Source organism: Bradyrhizobium sp. CCBAU 25338 (assembly GCF_028128965.1).
Lineage (GTDB): Bacteria > Pseudomonadota > Alphaproteobacteria > Rhizobiales > Xanthobacteraceae > Bradyrhizobium > Bradyrhizobium liaoningense.
The window spans coordinates 305,238-325,026 of the sequence record NZ_LFKY01000039.1 but is presented as its reverse complement, the minus strand read 5'-3'; the positions used below and the strand labels follow the sequence as shown (position 1 = coordinate 325,026).

Sequence of the window (19,789 nt, the reverse complement as noted above, 5' to 3'; positions counted from 1 at the left end):
GCCTAGCCGTAACGGAAGTCGAGCAACTGGGCAAAGGACTGCAGCTCGACAAGGTAACGATGCACGAGGGGGCCGTCGCCCGCCATCGCGGCATGAGCGATCTCGTGGCTGCTGGCGATGGCGCCATCGATCAGGCGGCGGAACTCGCCTTGCGCAGCGATCTCGCTGTTTGCCCATTGACTGCAGCGCACAAGGCGATCGCGGAACGCTCCTGCGGCGGCGATGGTCTCCTCGGCGTTCGCCGGCGCCGGCCGATCGCCGTGCCTGGTAGCCGCAACACGCAGCGCTTCCATGGCGGGCGCGACCTCGAAGATGCAATCGCCGAGATCGTACAGGCCTGCGTGACGCCTGAGCGAGTGAAAAGACTGCCGAAGTGCGAGCAGCTCGCGGCCGGCGGCGACGTTGTCTCCGCGGTCCAGCGCGCCCGCAATCGTTGTGAGTTGGTCGTGGCCCCGGTCGAGAAATCCCGCCAATTCGGCCGGCGTGTAAGCGGGCAGGGGAGCGGATGTGCTCGGTGCGAGTCGTCTCCAGCGGGCGACCGCCTCGTCGGTCTCGATCTGTGCCAGCGCGACGTTTCCGGTGCGCGCATAGCTCGCGGCCGCGCGCAGGTTTGCCATGATCGGCGCCATCGCTGATGCAAAGTCCGCAGCCTTGTCGGCTTCCGCGCCGAGCGCGAGCGCGTTCGAGGCCAGCCATGCCAGCAGCACGATGGTGCAGCGCAAGATCAGAACTCCTTGTCACATTCGTGTATTCGAATATCATAATGAAAATGAGCAGCGCGCAAGATCTTCCAACGCACGAAACCCCGATGTCGCTTCGCACGCCGACCCGACGCGGCCTCATCGCATTCGCCGCAGGCGCGGCTTTGGGCGGCCGCGGCGCGGCGGCGGCCGAGCCCGCCGTCGGAGAGGACGGGCTCTATCACGAGCCCTGGTTTCTGCAGAGCTTCCTCGATCTGCGCGAGGATCTGGAGAGCGCCGCCGCTGGCGGCAAGCGCCTCGCCATCATGTGGGAGCTGCGCGGCTGTCCCTATTGCCGCGAAACGCATCTGGTGAATTTCGCCGACGCCAACATCGCGAGATACATTCGCGACAATTTCGAGGTGTTGCAGCTCAACCTGATCGGCTCGCGCAAGGTTACGGACTTCGACCGCGAGGAATTGTCCGAGAAGGACCTCGCTCGGAAATACGGCATCAGGTTCACTCCGACCTTTCAGTTCTTTCCGCCATCTTCCGATGGCCTCGAAGCGAAAGATGCGATGGCGCGCGAAGTGGCGAGGGCGCCCGGTTATCTCAAGCCTCCGCACTTCCTGGCGATGTTTCGCTTCGTGCGGGAGCGCGCCTATGAGCGCGGCTCGTTCCGGGATTTCTTGCCGCACATGGCGGACTGAAAGCGTCTTTCGAATTTCGCTTGACGTCACTCAGTTCGTATGAACATATCATAATAAATGAATTTGATGGACCGTGAGTCCGTCGTGATCAAGAGCGGGCGTCACCCCGCGATTCAAGGGTAGGAAACATGCGACGCTCGCTTGCGGCTGCGTTTGCACTTTGTCTGTCGGCCGGAGGCGGTCTTGCCCAAGAGCCGAGCAAGGAGCCCATCCGGCTCGACGTCGTCAACGATTCCCTGCCGAAATCCCTGACCGGCGCGCCCGGAGATGCCGCCGCCGGAAAGAAGGTGTTTCTGACGCGCACGCTTGGCAACTGCCTGGCCTGTCATCAGGTCACCAGCCTGAAGTCCGAGGAATTCCACGGCGAGTTCGGTCCCTCTCTCGACGGTGTGGCCGGTCGCTACAGCGAGGCGCAGCTCCGCCTCATCGTCGCCGATCCCAAGCGCATGTTCACCGACACGGTCATGCCGGCGTTCTTCAGGAACGACGGCTTGAGCCGGGTGCGCCCGCAATTCGTCGGCAAGTCGATTCTGACGGCCGCCCAGGTCGAGGACGTGGTCGCTTATCTCAAGACGCTGAACTGACGGCGAGGAGGATCAAGGAATGAAAGCCATCAATCGACGGCAGGCATTTGCGCTCGGGGGCGGCTTCGTCATGCTGACGCTGATGCCCATGGCCGCTGATGCCGAAGTGACGGGCGACGCGGCGAAGTGGATCGAGAAGTTCACCGGCGGCAAGCAGCCCGTCAAAGGCAAGATATCGCTCGATCTGCCGGAGATTGCGGAAAACGGCAACACCGTGCCGCTGTCGATCAACGTCGAAAGTCCGATGACCGCGGACTCCTATGTCAAGGACGTTCTGATCATCGCAGACGGCAATCCGAATGCGGGTGTCGCGACGCTATCGTTCACGCCGTTGTCGGGCAAGGCGGAGGCTTCGATCCGGATCCGGCTCGCCACCACGCAGAACGTGGTTGCGGTCGCGAAGATGAGCGACGGCGCGCTGTTCACGGAGCAGAAGACCGTCAAGGTCACAATCGGCGGCTGCGGCGGCTAAAGCTAAGGAGACGGACGATGGCAGAGAAACCGCGCCTCAAGCTTCCCAAGGAAGCGGCCAAGGGCGAAATCATCCAGATCAAGTCCCTGGTCTCGCACGTCATGGAATCGGGACAGCGCAAAGATGCGCAGGGCAAACCGATTCCGCGCAAGATCATCAACAAGTTCACCTGCGAGTTCAACGGCAAGCCGGTCTTCAGCTGCGCCCTGGAACCCGCGATCTCGGCCAACCCCTACATCCAGTTCAATGCAAGGGTGGACGAGGCAGGGACGTTCAAGTTCGCCTGGACCGACGACGACGGCTCGGTGATCACGGCCGAAGAGAAGATCGCGCTCAAGGCGTAGTGCCATAGAGCTTCGAGGGAGAGGGCGGATGCTGTCGCGATATATTGGACTCGCCGTCGCGATCGCCGCGGCCGCATCGGTGGCGACGTGTGCCTCTGCGGAGGAGGCCGAACGCAAGGGCATCCCCGCGCCTCCCGGACACGTCTTCGAGACCATCATCTCCGGCTACCAGTTCCGCAGCAAGGAAACGCGCGCGCTTCAGGACGACGATCTCGAAAACCCGGGATTCCTCGCCGTGGAGCGCGCGGCCGATGTCTGGAAGAAGGTCGAGGGCAGTGAGGGCAAGTCCTGCATGAGCTGCCATGGGGATGCCGAGACGAGCATGAAGGGCGTCGGCGCGGCGATGCCGAAATGGGACGACAAGCTGAAGAAGCCGGTCAATCTCGAGCAGCGCATCAACATCTGCCGCACCGAGAACATGAAAGCGGAGCCCTGGACATTCAAATCCAGGGAGCTGACCGACATGACCACTTTCGTGCGCTACCAATCGCACGGCATGCCGGTGGCGGTGAAGACCGACGGGCCGATGTCGCCGTGGTTCGAGCGCGGCAAGCAGACCTACTACACGCGCTACGGTCAGCTCGATCTCGCCTGCGCGTCCTGCCACGAGCGCAACAACGGCAAGTTCATGCGTGCGGACTTCCTGAGCCAGGGTCAGACCAACGGCTTCCCGACGTATCGGCTGCGCGATCAGCGTGTGGTGCCGCTGCATGAGCGCTTCGAGGGCTGCATGTTCGACGTGCGCGCCGAGCCGTTCAAGCCGCTGTCAGACGACTTTCTTGCGCTTGAGCTCTACGTCGCCTGGCGCGGCATCGGGTTGCCGGTCGAGACGCCGTCGGTGCGCAACTGAAACGATGAGTTTGCAGGAGTCTTGCGCATGATCTCTCGCCGCGAGTTCATTCAGGTTGCTGCGGCAACGGCGGCACTCTCGACTGGCGTAGGCTCCGGCCTGACCCGGGCGGTCGCCCAGCAGCGCCTGACCGAGAAGGAATTGCTGGCCTTCGAGCCGCTCGGCAACGTCACGCTGGTGCACGTGACCGATATCCACGGTCAGCTGATGCCCCTCTACTTCCGCGAGCCCTCGACCAATCTCGGCGTGGGCGAGGCCAAGGGCCTTCCGCCGCACGTCACCGGCAAGGAGTTCCTCTCCCGTTTCGGCATCGCGCCCGGCTCGTCGGCGGCCTATGCTCTGACGTCGGAGGATTTCGAGGCGCTGGCCAAGACCTATGGTCGGATCGGTGGTCTCGATCGCGCCGCGACCGTGATCAAGTCCATTCGCGCCGAGCGCGGCGACAAGGTCGCGTTGCTCGACGGCGGCGACACCTGGCAGGGATCGTGGTCGTCGCTGAAGACGCGCGGCCAGGACATGATCGACTGCATGGCGCTGCTCAAGCCCGACGCCATGACCGGGCATTGGGAGTTCACTTACGGCACCGAGCGCGTCAAGCAGGCGATCGAAGGCCTCGGCTTCCCGTTCCTCGGCCTCAATATCCGCGACACCGAATGGAACGAGGCGGCGTTCGACGGCTCGACCGTGATCGAGCGCGGCGGCGTCAAGATCGCGGTGCTCGGCCAGGCTTTCCCCTATACGCCGGTCGCCAATCCGCGCTGGATGATCCCGAACTGGTCGTTCGGTGTGCGCGAGGAGGACGTCCAGGCACAGGTCGACAAGGCGCGCAAGGGCGGCGCGCAACTCGTCGTGCTGCTCTCCCACAACGGCTTCGACGTCGACCGCAAGCTTGCGAGCCGTGTCAGGGGCATCGACGTCATCCTGACCGGCCACACCCATGATGCGCTGCCCGAGGCAGTGAAGGTCGGCAAGACCCTGCTGATTGCGTCGGGCTCGTCCGGCAAGTTCGTCTCGCGGCTCGACCTCGATGTCCGCGACGGTGAGGTCAAGGCGTTCCGCTACAAGCTGATTCCGCTGTTCTCCGATGTGATCACGGCGGACGCCGAGATGGCCGCGAAGATCGCCGAGGTGCGCAAGCCCTTCGCGTCCGATCTCGCCAAGGTGCTCGGCAAGACGGATTCGCTGCTCTATCGGCGCGGCAATTTCAACGGCACGTTCGATGACCTGATCTGCCAGGCACTAATGCAGGAGCGCGACGCCGAGATCGCGCTCTCGCCCGGCTTCCGCTGGGGCACGAGTGTGCTGCCGGGGCAGGACGTCACCTTCGAGGATGTCACCAACGCGACCGCGATTACCTATCCGGCGGTGTACCGCATGGGTATGACGGGCTCGCGGTTGAAGGAGATCATCGAGGACGTCGCCGACAATCTCTTCAATGTCGACCCTTACTATCAGCAGGGCGGCGACATGGTGCGGATCGGCGGGCTCTCTTACGCGATCGATGTCACCAAGCCGCAGGGCAGCCGTATCTCGGACATGCAGATGGCCAAGACCGGCGCGCCGATCGATCCGGCCAGGGAATACCAGGTCGCCGGCTGGGCCAGCGTCAACGAAGGAACCGAAGGGCCGCCGATCTGGGAGGTCGTGGCCAATTATCTGACCCGACAAAAGACCGTTCGCCTCGAACCCAACAGAGCCGTCAAAGTCACCGGAGCGTAAGAAGCGATGTCGAAGATGGACAGTCCCCGGCAATCCCGACGCAGTTTTCTGGCCGCTGGCGCCGGTGTTGCGGCTTCGGTGCTCGCAAAGCCCGCCTTGGCCGGCGGCGGTAATCCGGCGAACCAGCCTCCAAACGTGCCGGAATGGACCAAGTCCCTCGGCGAAGGCGTCGCCGTGCGTCCGTACGGCAAGCCGTCGAAATTCGAGAAGGACGTCATCCGGCGCGACGTCGAATGGCTGACTGCCTCGCGCGAGTCCTCGGTGAGCTTCACACCGCTGCACGAACTGGAGGGCATCATCACCCCGAACGGCCTCTGTTTCGAGCGGCATCACGGCGGCATCGCCGAGATCGATCCGGCCGATCATCGCCTGATGATTCATGGGCTGGTCGAATGTCCGCTCATTCTCACGCTGGACGAGCTGAAGCGCTATCCGCGCGTCAACCGCATCCACTTCATGGAATGCGCGGCGAATTCAGGCATGGAATGGCGGGGCGCCCAGCTCAATGGCTGCCAGTTCACCCATGGCATGATCCACTGCGTGCAGTACACCGGCGTCTCGCTGCGCACTCTTCTGGAAGAAGCCGGCGTCAAGACCAATGGCAAGTGGCTGCTGGTCGAGGGTGCCGATGCGGCCGCGATGGACCGCAGCCTGCCGATCGAGAAGGCGCTCGACGACTGCATCATCGCCTACAAGATGAACGGCGAGGCGCTCTATCCCGAGCAGGGCTATCCGATGCGGCTCGTGGTGCCGGGCTGGCAGGGCAATCTCTGGGTCAAATGGCTGCGTCGCATCAAGGTCGGCGACCAGCCCTGGCACACCCGCGAGGAGACGTCGAAATACACGGACCTCATGCCGAACGGGAAGGCGCGCCGCTTCACCTGGTCGATGGACGCCAAGTCCGTGATCACGAGCCCGAGCCCGCAGGCGCCGATCAGGCACGGCAAGGGCTTTACCATCGTCTCGGGGCTTGCCTGGAGCGGCAATGGCAAGGTCAAGCGCGTGGACGTCTCGCTCGACGGCGGCCGCAACTGGTGGCCGGCGCGGCTCGACGGGCCCGTTCTCGACAAGGCGCTGACGCGCTTCTACTACGAGTTCGACTGGAACGGCGAGCCGCTGCTGCTGCAATCGCGGGTCCAGGACGAGACCGGATACGTGCAGCCGAGCAAGGCCGAGCTGCGCAAGATTCGCGGCGTGAATTCCATCTATCATAACAATGGCATCCAGACCTGGCATGTGCAGGCCAACGGTGAGGTCGAGAATGTCGAAGTCGCCTAAGTTCATTGCAGCCGTACTGATGACTTGCGCATTGGGCGCTCAGGCGCTTGCGGAGCAGAAGCCGGACGCCAGGAGCGCTCCCCGCTATCACATCGGCCGCGCGCCAACCGCGGAGGAGATCCGCGGCTGGGATATCGATGTGAGGCCCGACGGCCAGGGCCTGCCGGCGGGCAAGGGAACGGTCGCTCAGGGCGAAAAGCTGTACATGGATAATTGCTCGACCTGCCACGGCGAGTTCGGCGAGGGTAACGGCCGCTGGCCGGTGCTCGCCGGCGGCAAGGGCTCGCTGACCTCGGACAATCCGGTCAAGACGGTGGGCTCGTACTGGCCCTACGCGTCTACGGTGTTCGACTACGTCCGTCACGCCATGCCCTATGGCAATACCCAGTCGCAGTCGGTCGACGAATATTATGCGCTGGTCGCCTATGTCCTCTACCTGAACGACGTTGTCACCGACCAGAATTTCGAGCTGAGCAACAAGAATCTCGCCACGATCAAGATGCCGAACGAGCAGGGCTTCGTGATGGACGATCGCGCCACGAGCGAGAAATCGTTCTGGCAGAAGGATCCCTGCATGAAGAATTGCATCGCGCCGGTGAAGATCACCGCGCGTGCGGCTGCGATCGACGTGACGCCCGAGGACAGCAAGGACGGGAAGTCACGGGGCGTGGAGTGAGAAGCGGCGGGGCGAGCCGCCGCGGATTCTTTCGCGGTCTGATTGCTGCCGCCTTCATCGTGACAAGTCCCGCCGCCTCGTCCCGGGCGGCCGAGCCGCACAGGCTGGCGCTGCAGATCAGCGACGACGACCCGAACAAGATGCGCGCCGTCCTCGATGTTGCAGCCAATGTCTCGCGGCATTATTCCGGGCAGGGCGAGGACGTCGAGATCGTGGTTGTAGCCTTCAATGGCGGCCTCGACATGCTGCTCGATGACCGCTCACCGGTGAAGGAACGCCTGCTGAACTTCCTGAAATCGATGCCAAATGTGAGCTTCATCGCCTGCGGGAACACGCTTCAGACGCTGGCGGCGAAGGAGGACAAGCGACCGCCGCTGATCGAGGGCGTCAGCGTCACGCAGGTCGGGGTTGCCGCGTTGATGGACCTTGCGGAGAAGAACTGGACGATTGTCCGGCCCTAGGGAGTGAGCAGCCGATGCGATGGTTGATGGGACTGGCAGTCTTGCTCGCGCTCGCGGGGTCCGCAGGTGCTGCCGAGCAGGAGCTCGAACTGTCGGTCGACGGCCGCGCGACGCTCGCGACACTGCGTACACCCGCTGCGATGACACCGGACACACCGCTCGTCGTGATGACCCACGGCACGCTCGCGCACAAGGACATGGAAGTCATTCAGGGCGTTGCCAAGGCTCTGGAGCAGCGCGGCATCGCTTCGATCGCCCATACGCTGTCGCTGGGGCTCGATCGCCGCAAGGGCATGTATGACTGCGCCGTGCGGCATGACTACGTCGTCGAGGATGCGGTCGCCGAGATCGGCGCCTGGGTCGCGCGGGCGAGGGGCGTGTCCCGGCTCGTCTTCGCGTTCGGCCATTCGCGCGGCGGCAACCCGGTCGCGCGGTATCTCGCAGCAAGGGAAACCCCTCCGGTGGCGGGTGCGGTGCTGCTGGCGCCGGTGACCGCAAAGGCCGAGACTGACTTGCGCGCCTCTTATGCCCAGACCTATGGCAAGCCGCTCGAGCCGTTTCTGGAGCTGGCGACGAAGGCGATCGCGGCGGGCCGCGGCGGCGAGTGGATGGACGTACCGGGCTTCATCTACTGTCGCAATGCCGTGGTCACCGCGCGAGCCCTGATGTCTTTCTACGGTCCGGATGCCGGCCAGGACACGGCCGCACTCGTAGCCCGTGTGAAGCCGCCGGTGCTGGTGCTCGCCGCGACCAAGGATACCGTTGTGCCCGACGTGGCAGCTTCCTTCGCTTCGCTTGCCGGTTCGAGCGGGGGCAGGGTTCAGTTCGACAGCATCGAGGATGCCGATCATTTCTTCCGCGACCTGTTCGCAGAAGACGTCGCCGACCGAATTGCCGAGTTCGTCAAACAGATACGATAGGAGAGGCCATGCAGCGTCGATCCATGCTTCGCGCGAGCTTTGCCGGACTATTTGGTGCTCTCGCGGTGCGCCAGGCGTCCGCGGCGACCGAGACACCCGCGCGTCAGCGCGCCGTCTATCATCTTGCCAATGCCGATCGTGTCGTCTTCGTTCTGGGCAATCTTCAGAACCACGTCGACGGCGTTGGCGGACCCGGCAAGGCCGACATCAGGCTGGTCGTGCATGGGCCGGCGCTGCGTGCCTTTCACGCGCTCGCGGCCCAGGACCACACTGTGGCGATGATGTCGAAGCTCGTCGATGCCGGCGTCGGCTTCGACGCCTGCGCCAACACGATGAAGGCGCAGGGCGTCAAGCTGGACGACCTCACGCCCGGCTTCGTGGTGGCCGAGAAGGGCGGCGTGGTGCGGCTCGCCGAACTGCAGCAGCAGGGATATGCCTATCTGCGTCCCTGAGGCCGCTCTGATCCGGCATCCTGCGGCGTCGGAGCTTTGATCTGGCTCATGGGACGCCACGATGAGATCGCTAGAACTGCAAGCTCGCAGGAACAGCCGAGGCGGACGTGCTGACGCCGATCATCGATGTCTTGGGTGAAGACTGGCTGTCATGGCTCGGCGGGCTCCTGGTCGGAGGCCTGTTCGGGTTCTTCGCCCAGCGCAGCCGCTTCTGCCTGCGCGCCGCGGCGGTGGAATTCTCCCGTGGGGAGGGCGGACCGCGCCTTGCTGTCTGGCTGCTAACGTTTGCCGCGGCGCTGGTCGGCACACAGGCCCTGGTCGCGCTCGGCTGGCTCGACGTATCCGAGGCGCGCCAGCTCGCTCAGCAGGGCAGCATCTCCGGCGCGCTCGCGGGCGGCGTGATGTTTGGCTGCGGGATGATCTTGGCGCGCGGCTGCTCCAGCCGATTGCTCGTGCTCTCAGCCAATGGCAATCTGAGAGCTCTGCTTTCGGGTCTGGTGTTTGCAGTAACCGCCCAGGCCGCTTATCGCGGTCTGTTGTCGCCCGCGCGCGAATGGGTGACCAATCTTTGGCTGGTCGATGGCGGACCGTCGCGCGACATCATGGCCGTGTTCGGCGCCGGTGCCCCCGAGAAGCTCGCATTTGGGGGATTGTGGTTGATTGCCGGATTGGCTTTTGCCTTTCGCAGCAACCTGCCACGCGGTCTCATCCTCTCCGCGCTTGCCACGGGAGCGGCAGTCGTTGCCGGTTGGCTCTTCACCTACCAGCTCTCGCAGGCCTCATTCGCGCCCGTGACGCTGAAGAGCCTCACCTTCAGCGGGCCTTCGGCCGAGTTGCTGATGTTGGTGCTGAACAGTTCGCAGCTCCGGCTCGGCTTCGACCTCGGCATTATTCCCGGCGTATTCCTCGGCTCATTCGCCGCAGCGGCGCGCGCGGGTGAGCTGAAGCTGGAAGGATTTTCGGACGGGCTCGGCATGAGACGCTATCTATTCGGCGCAGTGCTGATGGGGTTCGGCGCGATGCTCGCGGGCGGCTGCGCGGTCGGCGCCGGGGTGACCGGTGCCTCGGTATTCGCGCTCACCGCTTGGCTCGTGCTTGCTGGCATGTGGCTCGGGGCAGGGCTGACCGATCATTTTGTCGACCGCGCCGGCATACCGCGACCGCGCCAGGCGGCAAACTCGCCGACGTCGGGCGCCTGACCTATATTTTAGAGATTGCTAAATAAAAATCCTTGAATATGATTTTCCCCGATGCGCGCCGATCGAGCCGCAGGAACGCGGTAATGCGCCGCTGCCCCGGGGAAAGGCACATGACCACCATCACGGAAAGCTACGTACGCGAAGCGCCGCGCACCGCGCGGATCGACTGGTCGCCCTATCTCGTCGGCGCCGGAATCGGACTGTTGAGCTGGATCGCTTTTGCAGTATTCGGAGATCCGCTCGGCGTCACCACCGCCTATTCGCGCATCGCCTCGCTGTTCGCCGTCCCGATGATCGGGCCGGAGGCTGTGGCGCAGAATTCTTACTGGAAGAGCATGCCGCTAAAGTGGGATTACGGCGTCTGGTTCCTCGTCGGCATACCGTTCGGCGCGTTCGTCTCGGCGGTGATATCGGGCACATGGCGCCTCGAGCTCGTGCCTGATGTCTGGAAGGAGCGGTTCGGCCCGTCAGTTGCGAAACGTTTCGCCGCCGCGTTTCTCGGTGGCATCGTGATCATGTACGGCGCCCGGCTCGCCGGCGGTTGCACCAGCGGGCACGGCATCTCCGGCGGTTTACAGCTTGCGGTCTCGAGCTGGCTGTTCCTGGCGGTCATGTTCGCCACCGGACTCGCTGTCTCCGCACTTATGTTCCGTACACGGTGAGGAGAATTGAAATGACGGCAATGATGACATTCCTTGGGCCGGTACTGATGGGTGCAGCCTTCGGCTTCCTCCTGCAGCGAGGCAAGGTGACGAGCTGCAACGTGATCGAGAATCAATTTCGGTTGCGCGACTTCACGGTGCTGAAAGTGATGGGCACGGCGATCGTGGTCGGCGGCATCGGCGTGTTGCTGCTCGTCGATACCGGCAACACGAAATACTACGTGAAGGATGCCAACATGCTGGCGGTCACGATCGGCGCCGCACTGTTCGGCGTCGGCATGGTGGTCTACGGCTACTGTCCTGGAACGGCGCTTGGCGCCATCGCAACCGGCAGTGTCCATGCTCTCGTCGGCGCGCTTGGTATGGTCGCCGGCGCTATCCTCTACGCGCTGAGCTTCGACTGGCTGAAGGCCCACGTGCTCAACGTCGGGGCGCTGGGCAAGGTTCGCCTCCCGGACGTGACGAACATCCCCGATATCGTCTGGTTCGCCGCACTGGCAGTCGGTGCCGGGCTGTTCTTCTGGTGGATCGAATCCACTGAGGCCAGGCAGAAGAGGGGCTAGGCGAGGCCTGCTTCCCGCGCCGAGGTGCGCGGAGGCGAGCTCATCGCTTGCGAGGGCGACAGAAGAGCCGGTGCAGGTTTGAAAACAGCTCTTCGACGCGCCGGTCCGCGATGCGATACCACATCGTTTGCCCGTCGCGTCGGGCAGCGACGACGCCCTCGGCCTTCAGCTTGGCGAGGTGTTGGGACAGTGCCGAGGCGGAAAGGCCGACGTCTTCGGCGAGAGCGCTTGCGGCAACCTCGCCATATTCCACCAGCCTGCAAAGGATGAGCAGGCGGTGCTCATTCGCGAACATGCGCATGAGCGCAGCCACCTCCTTGGCCTGTCGCTCCAGTTCGGTCGTGTTCAGTTGGCGCATGACAGCGGTTTCAATAGCATCTGTATTGCCGCAGTCAAACACGCTCGCACGAGGTACATTTGATCGGTGGCGGCGACGAGGAGATCGCGATCCCGGGTCGGGTGGCCTCAAATTGCCGACAGGTACCGGACCAGGATATAGATCGCGACCGCGAAGATCAGCCCGGAAAAGACCGAGGTCAGAAGGCCACGGCGAGAGCCGAGCGACTTCGCCAACCGCGCACCGATCAGGCCGCCGAAGATTCCGCCCGTGACGAAGAGGAAGGCGATCTGCCAGTCGATCAGTCCGGAGATGGCGTAGTTCGCCGCCGTGGTCAGCCCGAACGCTGTGACAGCAACCAGCGACGAGCCGATGGCATACAGCATCGGCATGCCGGTCGCCAGCACGAGCGCAGGGACGATGAGAAAGCCGCCCCCGATCCCGAAGAAGCCGGACAACACCCCGACCCCGAGACCTGACACCATCAGCTTCGGCAGGTTTTCCCTGGACAATCTGACGCCGGGATCGCCGAGATCGGCGCGATTTCGCAGCATCAGGCCGCCTACCACCATCATCAATACGGCGAACAGGGCGAGCAGTCGCTGCCCGTCCATGATCTTGCCGAGAGTGGAGCCAAGATAGGCGCCGACCACACCGGCGCTCGCGAATATCGTGGCGCAGCGCCATTTCACATTTCCACTGCGGGCATGCGTCGCAAGGTTGGCGGCCGCATTGACGGCCACGGCGATCGCGCTCGTGCCGATGGCGACATGCGGATCATTTAGGCCGACCACATAGACCAGGAGCGGAACGGCGAGGATCGAGCCGCCTCCGCCGACAAGGCCGAGTGAGAATCCCACGAGGGCGCCGGAGGCCGCGGAGAGAGCGGCTTCCGTCAAGAGCGAATGCATTGCGGAACTCCAGGGGCCAGCCCTTCCAGATCGGCGGCTTGGCTTCGATGACCGGGTACGCGGACCCTACGGGCCGCGTGCCGGCTTTCGTCGGGTTACCGGATCTTTACAGGGGCAGTCCGGATCGTTTCCAAGCGTCCAGGCCGCCGTCAAGGATATAGGCTTTGCACGCCCCGTTCAGTTTTGCTGCGAGGCGGGAGGCGTTCATCGAAGTTCGGGCGCCACTCTTGCAATGAAAGATTACGGCTGTTCCCGATTTTACGGCCAGTTCCGCTTCGTGCAGTCGGGACAGCGGAAGATGATGAGCGCCCGTGATATTCTCGCGGGCGAATTCGTCCGCTTCGCGGATATCGACGAGGATAGCGCCCTGGTCGACGAGACGGCGCGCCGCCGCGGGATCGATTTTCGGAAGTGACATCACATGCTCCTCTTCAACGTGATTTGATTGGCCTGCAGTACAGTTCGTGCAAGGTCGCCAACAGCTTTTCGATGCGAGGATCAGCGATCCGGTACCAGGACGTCTGGCTTTCGCGCCGGTATGTCACCAGGCCTTCATCGCGCATCTTTGCCAGATGCTGCGACAGGGCCGACTGGGACAGGCCGACGGAATCGGCGAGGGAATTGACGGTGGCCTCTCCCAGTTCCACGAGCCTGCAGAGGATCAGCAGCCGCCGCTCGTTGGCCACGGCTCGCAGCAAGTTCGCGATATCGCGGGCCGCATTTTCGATGCCTTGTGAGTTGAAGACGAGCGTCACATCCACCTCGGATGTTGTTTAGATATTGCTAAATTAGGAAGTGCTAATATATCTGTCAAGACCCGGATATCGAAACCATGTAGGAGATGAGCGATGGCGAAGCCGATCATCAAAGCCTTTTTCGACGAGCCGACGAATACGGTCAGCTATCTGGTGGCCGATCCCGCGACCAAAGGAGCAGCCGTCATCGATCCCGTGCTCGACTATGACCACAACGCGGGCGCGGTCGATACGCGTTCCGTCGAGGCGATTCTTCGAGAGGCCGAAGAGGGGGGCTTTCGTATCCTATGGGTATTGGAGACGCATGCTCATGCCGATCATCTCTCCGGGGCTCCTTACATCAAGGCTAAGACCGGCGCCCCGATCGGCATCGGCGAGCACATCAAGGATGTTCAGCGCATCTTCCGGCCTGTCTTCAACGCCGTGGACCTGGCGACGGACGGCAGTGACTTCGACCACCTCTTCAAGGACGGCGAGCATTTTCAAGTGGGTGAGCTCGACGTCGAGGTTCTGCACACGCCAGGCCACACACCGGCGGATGTCTCTTACAAGATCGATGACGCGGTGTTCGTCGGCGACACAATCTTCATGCCGGACTACGGCACGGCACGCGCCGACTTTCCCGGGGGCGACGCGCAGCGATTGTATCGCTCGATCAGGCGGCTGCTCGCGCTGGCTCCCGAGACCCGGCTGTTCATGTGTCACGACTACAAGGCTCCGGGTCGCGACGAATACGCCTGGGAAACGACGGTCGCAGAGCAGCGGAGCAAGAACGTTCACGTGAAGGAAGGCATCCCCGAGGACGACTTCGTGCGCATGCGCGCCAAGCGCGACGCCACGCTTGCCGCACCGCGTCTGCTTTTGCCTTCGATCCAGGTCAACATCCGGGCGGGGAAATTTCCGCCCAAGCAGGCCAATGGCGTGCGCTACTTGCAGATTCCGGTGAAGATGAAAGACGATGCCGAACTCGGGTTATGAGGCGCTGAGCGTCGCTCGGACAATTGAATCGTTCTCGCTCGGCATCTGGAAAGAGGTGCGTGAGATCGAAATGGATCTCGCACCCACAAAAGGATCCCGGAGACCGCAATCGGCGTCTGGCTGTAGTGCGCCTGCTGAAGTTTCTCCATCGTTTCAGCGCTGTTCGCGATGATATCATCATTGGCATCCGCCCAGCCACGGATCAGTTTGGCCAAGGTCTCCTTGTTGGATTCATAGCAGTCGTTAGCGGCGGCCCGGCCACCAATGATTGCCGCCTTTGGATAATAGGCTGACGCATCGGCGGCCATCGATCTGCCGACTGCATACCGACCATTGATCGAGATCAACGAACCGGGGGTATCCGCGCCGATGCTGAGCGTGGCCAACAGGGGCGACAAGCCTGCCTGGCGCTGAGCCATGGAGACGACGCGGAATGCAGCTCTGGCTGATACCATCCCTCTATGCCGCTGCGAGCATTGTGGCAGGCTTGTTGGTGCCGCGGCTGGAAGCCAGGTTCTTGGCGTCTGGTCTTGATCTCTCGACATCATCTGCCCAAGCGTACCTCTCGGCCGTCGCTTCCGGCATGATGGCGTTGACCGGCATCGTCTTCTCGATCGCCTTTGTACTGGTTCAGTTCAACGCCGTCGTCTATTCGCCGCGGCTGGTGGTCTGGTTCGCGCGCGACCGGCTGCTGTTTCACTCGCTGGGCATGTTCGTCGCGACTTTCATGTACAGTCTTGCGACGCTGGCCTGGGTGGATCGCCAAGGCACTCAAGGCGTCCCTTTGTTGTCCGCGGTGATTGTCGGTGCCATGCTGATGGCGAGCGTGCTGATGCTTGCACAGCTGGTCCAACGCCTGAACAACCTTCAGATCACGCGCGTGCTGCAGTCGCTGGGCGATTCGGGAAGGGACGTCATCGCAAGCACATATCAAGAAGTGCAGTCGTCGACCGCAGCAAGCGCAGTTCCCGCCCCACGGCACTCCGAGGTACCGGCGCTAGCCATCCGGCACGTCGGAAACCCGCAATCGGTGACCTCGATCGATGTTGCGAAGCTGGTCGGGCTTGGCCGCCGGATGGACGGCCTCGTCATACTGGAGTGCGCCGTTGGCGATACCCTGCTTGAAGGCACCGTAATCTTGCGCGTTCGCGGTGCGGCCAGCGCCGGGTTCGAGAACCAGCTGCGCGCGTCCATCCATCTAGGCGACCAGCGGACATTCGAGCAGGATCCGAAATATGCCATGCGCCTGCTGGTCGATATCGCCATCAAGGCCCTGTCTCCGGCCATCAACGATCCGACGACGGCCGTTCAGGCCATCGACCAGATCGAAGATCTCCTGCGACGATTGGCAAAATGTGATCTGGAGGCCTGTCGCGCCTTCGATCAGGACGGCATTCTGAGGGTGATCTATCGGATGCCGACATGGGAGGACTACCTCGCGCTCGCATTCGACGAGATCAGGCAGTTCGGATCGACCTCCATCCAGGTGATGCGCCGTCTTCGATCCGCCCTGGTTGAGCTTGCCGCGTGCGCCGGCAACGAGCGGGCACGAACGGTTCACGCTTATCTCGGCCATCTGGATTCCGGAATCGAGCGATCGGGTTTTGACCCGGAGGATCGCGCCGCGGCCCGCATTGAGGATCGGCAGGGGCTCGGCCTGTCTCATCACCAGGAGGAGAACGACCCGGCAAGGCTCGGGGGGCAGTCGGAACGGGCGGCATCATGAGCACCGGCCCCGCCGGATTGGCGCGAGTGGGGTTGCGAGCGCCGCGCGTCGCTCCAGCCGTCGGCATCGTCGTCTTTCCGTTCTGGGTTCTCCTGGTGAGCATCAGCATCTGGCTCCAACGAGAGAGCGGAGAGGGACGATTGTGAGAACACTCCTTCAACGCCTCACCGGCGAAGACGCAGTCCAGCTGTTGATCCGCCTCGGATTGCTCGGTCTGTTGATCTTCTGGACATTCTACCTGGTTCGTCCGTTCGTGACCATTCTGGTCTGGGCCCTCGTGCTTGCGGTCGCGCTCCATCCGGCCTTCGTCCTGCTCGCCAGGATCCTGGGCGGTCGCCCGAAGCTCGCTGCGGCCATCTTCACCGCAATCAATCTTGCCATCTTCATCGGCCCTGCGGCCTGGCTCGGCATGGGTGCGGTGGATGGCGTCAAGGATTTTGCCGCCGAACTGGCCGCGGGTGAACTAACGGTTCCATTGCCGCCTCAAGCCCTCAAGGGTTGGCCGCTGATTGGAGCGCAGCTTTACGAGCTGTGGGCGCAGGCCTCAACGAATCTTCGCTCGGCCCTGCATCAGGTCGCGCCTTATCTGAAGCCGTTCGCTGGCACGCTGCTCGGTCTCGCGGGTGATGCTGGCGTGGGAGCAGTCAAGTTCCTGCTGTCGGTCGTGGTCGCCGGCGTTATCCTTCCCTATGGCCCGCAGCTCGTGGCCGCGGGACGAGGCATGCTCGCGCGGATCGTGCCCGAGCAGAGCGAGCATTTCCTGGATTTGGCAGGAGCGACCATCCGAGCGGTATCCCAAGGTGTGATCGGTATCGCGGTGGTCCAGGCGCTGCTGGCCGGTATCGGTTTCAAGCTCGCGGGCATCCCGATCGCCGGCCTCCTGGCACTCCTGGTCCTGTTGCTCTCGATCGTGCAGATCGGCGCAGCCCTCGTCATGATTCCCGTGATCGTCTGGATCTGGACCGACAAGGACGTCACCACCGCATTACTGCTGACCTTCTTCCTCGGAATCGTCAGCATCCTCGACAACGTATTGAAGCCGCTGGTGATGGGGCGCGGCTTGACCACGCCGACACTCGTCATCCTGATCGGCGTGATCGGCGGAACGCTGGGGCATGGAATCATCGGTCTTTTCATCGGCCCCATCATCCTTTCGGTCGCCTGGGAGCTTGCGGTCGCCTGGATCAAGACGGACGCCGTCCCGCTGCAAACCGTTGTCGAACGTTGACTTAAATCAACGGCGGCACGTCGTGGAGGCGCCTTCTGAACGCACACGACAGCGAGATCGGGATATGACGATGGAAAAATTGGACCTGCCGGGTGGTCCGCTATCCGGGATGGTTGCCTCGGCGGTCGAATACATGGTCGATGCGGGGCAGCGGAGCGTCTTGTTCCTGGACATCATGCGCCAGCGCGGCGATCAGTATCGCGAGCACGTCGCGCAGACGGCGCCGCATGTCCTGCAATATGCCGCTGAACTGATCATCGACGGGCGCAAGCTCGATGAGCCCGTCAACTACGCGCTGGTGCGCATCATTCCACCCAAGGGGGTCGAGATCGATCTCGAACGGCGGCCGTTCGTCGTGGTCGATCCACGCGCGGGACACGGTCCGGGAATCGGCGGCTTCAAGGCGGACAGCGAGATCGGCGTTGCCATGAAAGCAGGGCATCCCTGCTACTTTATCGGCTTCCTGCCGGAGCCGATGCCAGGGCAGACCATCGAGCGCATCGCGCGCGCCGAGGCGCTGTTCATCGAGAAGGTCATCAGCCTGCATCCGAAAGCCGACGGCAAGCCCTGCGTGATCGGCAATTGCCAGGCCGGCTGGGCCGTCATGATCCTGGCGTCGCTGCGGCCTGAATTATTCGGGCCATTGATCATCGCCGGCGCACCGCTCGCTTACTGGGCGGGCGTGCACGGCAAATATCCGATGCGTTATTCCGGCGGCCTGTTGGGAGGGAGCTGGCTGACGGCACTGACCAGCGATCTCGGTGCCGGCAAGTTCGATGGCGCCTGGCTGGTGCAGAATTTCGAGAACCAGAACCCATCCAACACGCTCTGGACCAAGCAATACAACGTCTACTCCAAAGTCGATACCGAAGCCGATCGCTACCTCGACTTCGAGCGCTGGTGGGGCGGGCACGTCAACCTGAACGCGGAGGAAATCCAGTTCATCGTCGATGAGCTCTTCATCGGCAATAACCTCGCGGCCGGCAAGATCGAGATGTCGGACGGACAGAAGGTCGATCTGCGCAATATCAGGTCACCGATCGTGGTGTTCTGCTCCAAGGGCGACAACGTCACGCCGCCGCAGCAGGCGCTGGACTGGATTCTCGATTGCTATGCCGACGTCGATGAGATCAGAGCCTATGGGCAGACCATCGTCTATACCGTTCACGAGAGCATCGGCCATCTCGGCATCTTCGTGTCCGGCGGCGTTGCGAAAAAGCAGCATGCCGAATTCTCCAGCAACATCGATCTGATCGATGTCCTGCCTCCGGGGCTCTATGAAGCGACCTTTGAGGCCAAGGGTGAAGAGACCAAGAGCTCCGACCTCGTCGTCGGACAGTGGGTGATGCGCTGCGAGGCGCGAACGCTCGACGATATTCGCGCCATGGGCGGCAATTCACCCGAGGACGAGCGGCGCTTCGCGGCCGCAAAGCGCGTCTCCGAGATCAATCTCGCGGCGTACCGGAAGTTCGTCCAGCCCTGGATCAAAAAGATGGTCACGCCACAGATGGCGGAGACCATGCGCAACCTGCATCCGCTGCGGCTGCAGTACGAGGTCTTCAGCAGCCGGAATCCCTGGATGGGCGTCGTGAGGACGGCGGCCGAAGAGATCGAGGAGAAGCGCAAGCCTGTGGCAAAGGACAATCCTTTCCTGGCGTTCCAGGAGCAGATGTCCAAGCAGATCGTCCATGTGCTGGATAGCTGGCGCGACGCGCAGGAGGCCTTGAGCGAGACGATATTTCTCAATGTCTACGGCTCGCCCGCACTTCAGGCTGCGGTCGGGCTCGATCCGAAGTCGGAGCCGTCGCGTCGGCGCGAGATGTCGGCTGAGCACCGGGCGATGCTCGAAAGGCGAATTGCCGAATTGAAGTCCAGGATGGGCGAGGGGGGCCTCCGTGAAGCAGCTATTCGCAGTTTGCTCTATATAGGCTCCGCGCGCGGAATGATCGACGAGCGAAGCATCGAGGCGCTCCGTCGAGTCCGCCGCGATTACGGTGGAGCACGTTTGACTCTGCCTGAGTTCAAGATGCTAGTGCGTGAGCAGTTCTTCATGCTGCTGCTTGACCGGGACGGCGCCCTGGCCGCGATTCCGGGGATGCTCCCTGAGGACGTCGCGCAACGACTCGCTGCATTCGCAATGATGCGCGAGGTCCTCTCCGCCAGCAGCGAAATCACCGGAGAAAGTGCGAGCCGCCTGCAGCGCATTGCCGCGCTGTTCGGCGTCGAGGCGGGAGAGGGGCCGTCAAACATTGCCCCTTTCGACCCAAAGGCGAAGGCGTCTTAG

Annotated in this window: 24 protein-coding genes; 18 read left to right on the top strand and 6 right to left on the bottom strand. The window is 63.0% G+C overall.

The genetic code is table 11. From position 1 onward, the window contains the following. Window positions 1-2 precede the first annotated feature (2 nt). Window positions 3-722 (bottom strand): hypothetical protein, encoded by a 720-nt coding sequence (locus ACM42_RS23575; RefSeq protein ID WP_271530172.1) that lies wholly within the window; start codon window positions 720-722, stop codon window positions 3-5. An 86-nt stretch (window positions 723-808) separates the two neighbouring features. Between ACM42_RS23575 and ACM42_RS23570 the strand changes: the two genes are divergently transcribed. The 14 genes from ACM42_RS23570 to ACM42_RS23505 all read left to right on the top strand — a co-directional run bounded on the left by ACM42_RS23570 (window position 809) and on the right by ACM42_RS23505 (window position 11,570). Next, a complete protein-coding gene (locus ACM42_RS23570; protein WP_271530171.1) occupies window positions 809-1,390 on the top strand; it encodes a SoxW family protein in 582 nt (193 codons plus the stop codon). Between the two features lie 128 nt (window positions 1,391-1,518). Next, entirely contained in the window at window positions 1,519-1,974 is a 456-nt protein-coding gene (gene soxX / locus ACM42_RS23565) for a sulfur oxidation c-type cytochrome SoxX (protein WP_271530170.1), read from the top strand. Between the two features lie 19 nt (window positions 1,975-1,993). Then, window positions 1,994-2,446, top strand: a complete 453-nt coding sequence (gene soxY / locus ACM42_RS23560) for a thiosulfate oxidation carrier protein SoxY (protein WP_271530169.1) — start codon at window positions 1,994-1,996, stop codon at window positions 2,444-2,446. A gap of 17 nt (window positions 2,447-2,463) precedes the next feature. Next, window positions 2,464-2,790, top strand: a complete 327-nt coding sequence (gene soxZ, locus ACM42_RS23555; protein WP_271530168.1) for a thiosulfate oxidation carrier complex protein SoxZ — start codon at window positions 2,464-2,466, stop codon at window positions 2,788-2,790. 28 nt (window positions 2,791-2,818) lie between these two features. Then, on the top strand, window positions 2,819-3,640 hold the full coding sequence (gene soxA / locus ACM42_RS23550; RefSeq protein ID WP_271530167.1) for a sulfur oxidation c-type cytochrome SoxA: 822 nt from the start codon (window positions 2,819-2,821) through the stop codon (window positions 3,638-3,640). Window positions 3,641-3,667: 27 nt separating this feature from the next. Then, window positions 3,668-5,359 (top strand): thiosulfohydrolase SoxB, encoded by a 1,692-nt coding sequence (gene soxB / locus ACM42_RS23545; protein ID WP_271530166.1) that lies wholly within the window; start codon window positions 3,668-3,670, stop codon window positions 5,357-5,359. Between the two features lie 6 nt (window positions 5,360-5,365). Continuing rightward, complete coding sequence (gene soxC, locus ACM42_RS23540) at window positions 5,366-6,637, top strand: sulfite dehydrogenase (protein WP_271530165.1); 1,272 nt, start codon at window positions 5,366-5,368, stop codon at window positions 6,635-6,637. Further along, on the top strand, window positions 6,621-7,313 hold the full coding sequence (locus tag ACM42_RS23535) for a c-type cytochrome (protein WP_271530164.1): 693 nt from the start codon (window positions 6,621-6,623) through the stop codon (window positions 7,311-7,313). The genes soxC and ACM42_RS23535 overlap by 17 nt, the downstream gene beginning before the upstream one ends. Window positions 7,314-7,369: 56 nt before the next feature. Then, window positions 7,370-7,774, top strand: a complete 405-nt coding sequence (locus ACM42_RS23530; protein WP_271530273.1) for a DsrE family protein — start codon at window positions 7,370-7,372, stop codon at window positions 7,772-7,774. 14 nt (window positions 7,775-7,788) lie between these two features. Then, complete coding sequence (locus ACM42_RS23525; protein ID WP_271530163.1) at window positions 7,789-8,694, top strand: alpha/beta hydrolase; 906 nt, start codon at window positions 7,789-7,791, stop codon at window positions 8,692-8,694. An 8-nt stretch (window positions 8,695-8,702) separates the two neighbouring features. Next, window positions 8,703-9,146 (top strand): DsrE family protein, encoded by a 444-nt coding sequence (locus ACM42_RS23520; RefSeq protein WP_271530162.1) that lies wholly within the window; start codon window positions 8,703-8,705, stop codon window positions 9,144-9,146. Between the two features lie 107 nt (window positions 9,147-9,253). Further along, window positions 9,254-10,345: a YeeE/YedE family protein gene (locus ACM42_RS23515; RefSeq protein ID WP_271530161.1), complete on the top strand. Its 1,092-nt coding sequence runs from the start codon at window positions 9,254-9,256 to the stop codon at window positions 10,343-10,345. Between the two features lie 110 nt (window positions 10,346-10,455). Continuing rightward, window positions 10,456-11,007: a YeeE/YedE thiosulfate transporter family protein gene (locus tag ACM42_RS23510; protein WP_271530160.1), complete on the top strand. Its 552-nt coding sequence runs from the start codon at window positions 10,456-10,458 to the stop codon at window positions 11,005-11,007. Between the two features lie 11 nt (window positions 11,008-11,018). Next, window positions 11,019-11,570 carry a YeeE/YedE thiosulfate transporter family protein gene (locus tag ACM42_RS23505; protein ID WP_271530159.1) on the top strand — a complete coding sequence of 184 codons (552 nt, stop codon included), beginning with the start codon at window positions 11,019-11,021 and terminating at the stop codon, window positions 11,568-11,570. A gap of 40 nt (window positions 11,571-11,610) precedes the next feature. Here ACM42_RS23505 and ACM42_RS23500 read toward each other — a convergent pair whose 3' ends face one another. The 4 genes from ACM42_RS23500 to ACM42_RS23485 all read right to left on the bottom strand — a co-directional run bounded on the left by ACM42_RS23500 (window position 11,611) and on the right by ACM42_RS23485 (window position 13,573). Continuing rightward, complete coding sequence (locus ACM42_RS23500; RefSeq protein ID WP_035705566.1) at window positions 11,611-11,928, bottom strand: ArsR/SmtB family transcription factor; 318 nt, start codon at window positions 11,926-11,928, stop codon at window positions 11,611-11,613. A 107-nt stretch (window positions 11,929-12,035) separates the two neighbouring features. Continuing rightward, window positions 12,036-12,818, bottom strand: a complete 783-nt coding sequence (locus tag ACM42_RS23495; protein WP_271530158.1) for a sulfite exporter TauE/SafE family protein — start codon at window positions 12,816-12,818, stop codon at window positions 12,036-12,038. 106 nt (window positions 12,819-12,924) lie between these two features. Further along, window positions 12,925-13,236, bottom strand: coding sequence for a rhodanese-like domain-containing protein (locus ACM42_RS23490; protein WP_271530157.1), 312 nt, complete (start codon window positions 13,234-13,236; stop codon window positions 12,925-12,927). Window positions 13,237-13,249: 13 nt separating this feature from the next. Next, window positions 13,250-13,573: an ArsR/SmtB family transcription factor gene (locus ACM42_RS23485; RefSeq protein WP_271530156.1), complete on the bottom strand. Its 324-nt coding sequence runs from the start codon at window positions 13,571-13,573 to the stop codon at window positions 13,250-13,252. Window positions 13,574-13,666: 93 nt separating this feature from the next. Here ACM42_RS23485 and ACM42_RS23480 point away from each other — a divergent pair, with 93 nt between their 5' ends. Continuing rightward, window positions 13,667-14,551 carry an MBL fold metallo-hydrolase gene (locus ACM42_RS23480; RefSeq protein ID WP_271530155.1) on the top strand — a complete coding sequence of 295 codons (885 nt, stop codon included), beginning with the start codon at window positions 13,667-13,669 and terminating at the stop codon, window positions 14,549-14,551. Here the strand turns inward: ACM42_RS23480 and ACM42_RS23475 are convergent. Further along, entirely contained in the window at window positions 14,500-14,970 is a 471-nt protein-coding gene (locus ACM42_RS23475; RefSeq protein WP_271530154.1) for a hypothetical protein, read from the bottom strand. The genes ACM42_RS23480 and ACM42_RS23475 overlap by 52 nt on opposite strands. Before the next feature lie 14 nt (window positions 14,971-14,984). Between ACM42_RS23475 and ACM42_RS23470 the strand changes: the two genes are divergently transcribed. From ACM42_RS23470 to ACM42_RS23460, 3 genes are all read left to right on the top strand, one after another. Further along, a complete protein-coding gene (locus tag ACM42_RS23470) occupies window positions 14,985-16,277 on the top strand; it encodes a DUF2254 domain-containing protein (RefSeq protein ID WP_271530153.1) in 1,293 nt (430 codons plus the stop codon). Between the two features lie 142 nt (window positions 16,278-16,419). Then, the gene (locus ACM42_RS23465) at window positions 16,420-17,505 is read left to right on the top strand and encodes an AI-2E family transporter (protein WP_271530152.1); all 1,086 of its coding nucleotides are present in this window, start codon (window positions 16,420-16,422) and stop codon (window positions 17,503-17,505) included. Window positions 17,506-17,569: 64 nt separating this feature from the next. Continuing rightward, entirely contained in the window at window positions 17,570-19,789 is a 2,220-nt protein-coding gene (locus ACM42_RS23460) for a DUF3141 domain-containing protein (RefSeq protein WP_271530151.1), read from the top strand.

Excerpts from the sequence above, each read along its gene's own strand:
- ACM42_RS23570 (WP_271530171.1), top strand. The coding sequence starts at position 809 with ATGTCGCTTCGCACGCCGACCCGACGCGGCCTCATCGCATTCGCCGCA.
- soxX (WP_271530170.1), top strand. The coding sequence starts at position 1,519 with ATGCGACGCTCGCTTGCGGCTGCGTTTGCACTTTGTCTGTCGGCCGGA.
- soxY (WP_271530169.1), top strand. The coding sequence starts at position 1,994 with ATGAAAGCCATCAATCGACGGCAGGCATTTGCGCTCGGGGGCGGCTTC.
- soxZ (WP_271530168.1), top strand. The coding sequence starts at position 2,464 with ATGGCAGAGAAACCGCGCCTCAAGCTTCCCAAGGAAGCGGCCAAGGGC.
- soxA (WP_271530167.1), top strand. The coding sequence starts at position 2,819 with ATGCTGTCGCGATATATTGGACTCGCCGTCGCGATCGCCGCGGCCGCA.
- soxB (WP_271530166.1), top strand. The coding sequence starts at position 3,668 with ATGATCTCTCGCCGCGAGTTCATTCAGGTTGCTGCGGCAACGGCGGCA.
- soxC (WP_271530165.1), top strand. The coding sequence starts at position 5,366 with ATGTCGAAGATGGACAGTCCCCGGCAATCCCGACGCAGTTTTCTGGCC.
- ACM42_RS23535 (WP_271530164.1), top strand. The coding sequence starts at position 6,621 with ATGTCGAAGTCGCCTAAGTTCATTGCAGCCGTACTGATGACTTGCGCA.
- ACM42_RS23525 (WP_271530163.1), top strand. The coding sequence starts at position 7,789 with ATGCGATGGTTGATGGGACTGGCAGTCTTGCTCGCGCTCGCGGGGTCC.
- ACM42_RS23520 (WP_271530162.1), top strand. The coding sequence starts at position 8,703 with ATGCAGCGTCGATCCATGCTTCGCGCGAGCTTTGCCGGACTATTTGGT.
- ACM42_RS23510 (WP_271530160.1), top strand. The coding sequence starts at position 10,456 with ATGACCACCATCACGGAAAGCTACGTACGCGAAGCGCCGCGCACCGCG.
- ACM42_RS23505 (WP_271530159.1), top strand. The coding sequence starts at position 11,019 with ATGACGGCAATGATGACATTCCTTGGGCCGGTACTGATGGGTGCAGCC.
- ACM42_RS23500 (WP_035705566.1), bottom strand. The coding sequence starts at position 11,928 with ATGCGCCAACTGAACACGACCGAACTGGAGCGACAGGCCAAGGAGGTG.
- ACM42_RS23495 (WP_271530158.1), bottom strand. The coding sequence starts at position 12,818 with ATGCATTCGCTCTTGACGGAAGCCGCTCTCTCCGCGGCCTCCGGCGCC.
- ACM42_RS23490 (WP_271530157.1), bottom strand. The coding sequence starts at position 13,236 with ATGTCACTTCCGAAAATCGATCCCGCGGCGGCGCGCCGTCTCGTCGAC.
- ACM42_RS23480 (WP_271530155.1), top strand. The coding sequence starts at position 13,667 with ATGGCGAAGCCGATCATCAAAGCCTTTTTCGACGAGCCGACGAATACG.
- ACM42_RS23475 (WP_271530154.1), bottom strand. The coding sequence starts at position 14,970 with ATGGCTCAGCGCCAGGCAGGCTTGTCGCCCCTGTTGGCCACGCTCAGC.
- ACM42_RS23470 (WP_271530153.1), top strand. The coding sequence starts at position 14,985 with ATGCAGCTCTGGCTGATACCATCCCTCTATGCCGCTGCGAGCATTGTG.
- ACM42_RS23460 (WP_271530151.1), top strand. The coding sequence starts at position 17,570 with ATGACGATGGAAAAATTGGACCTGCCGGGTGGTCCGCTATCCGGGATG.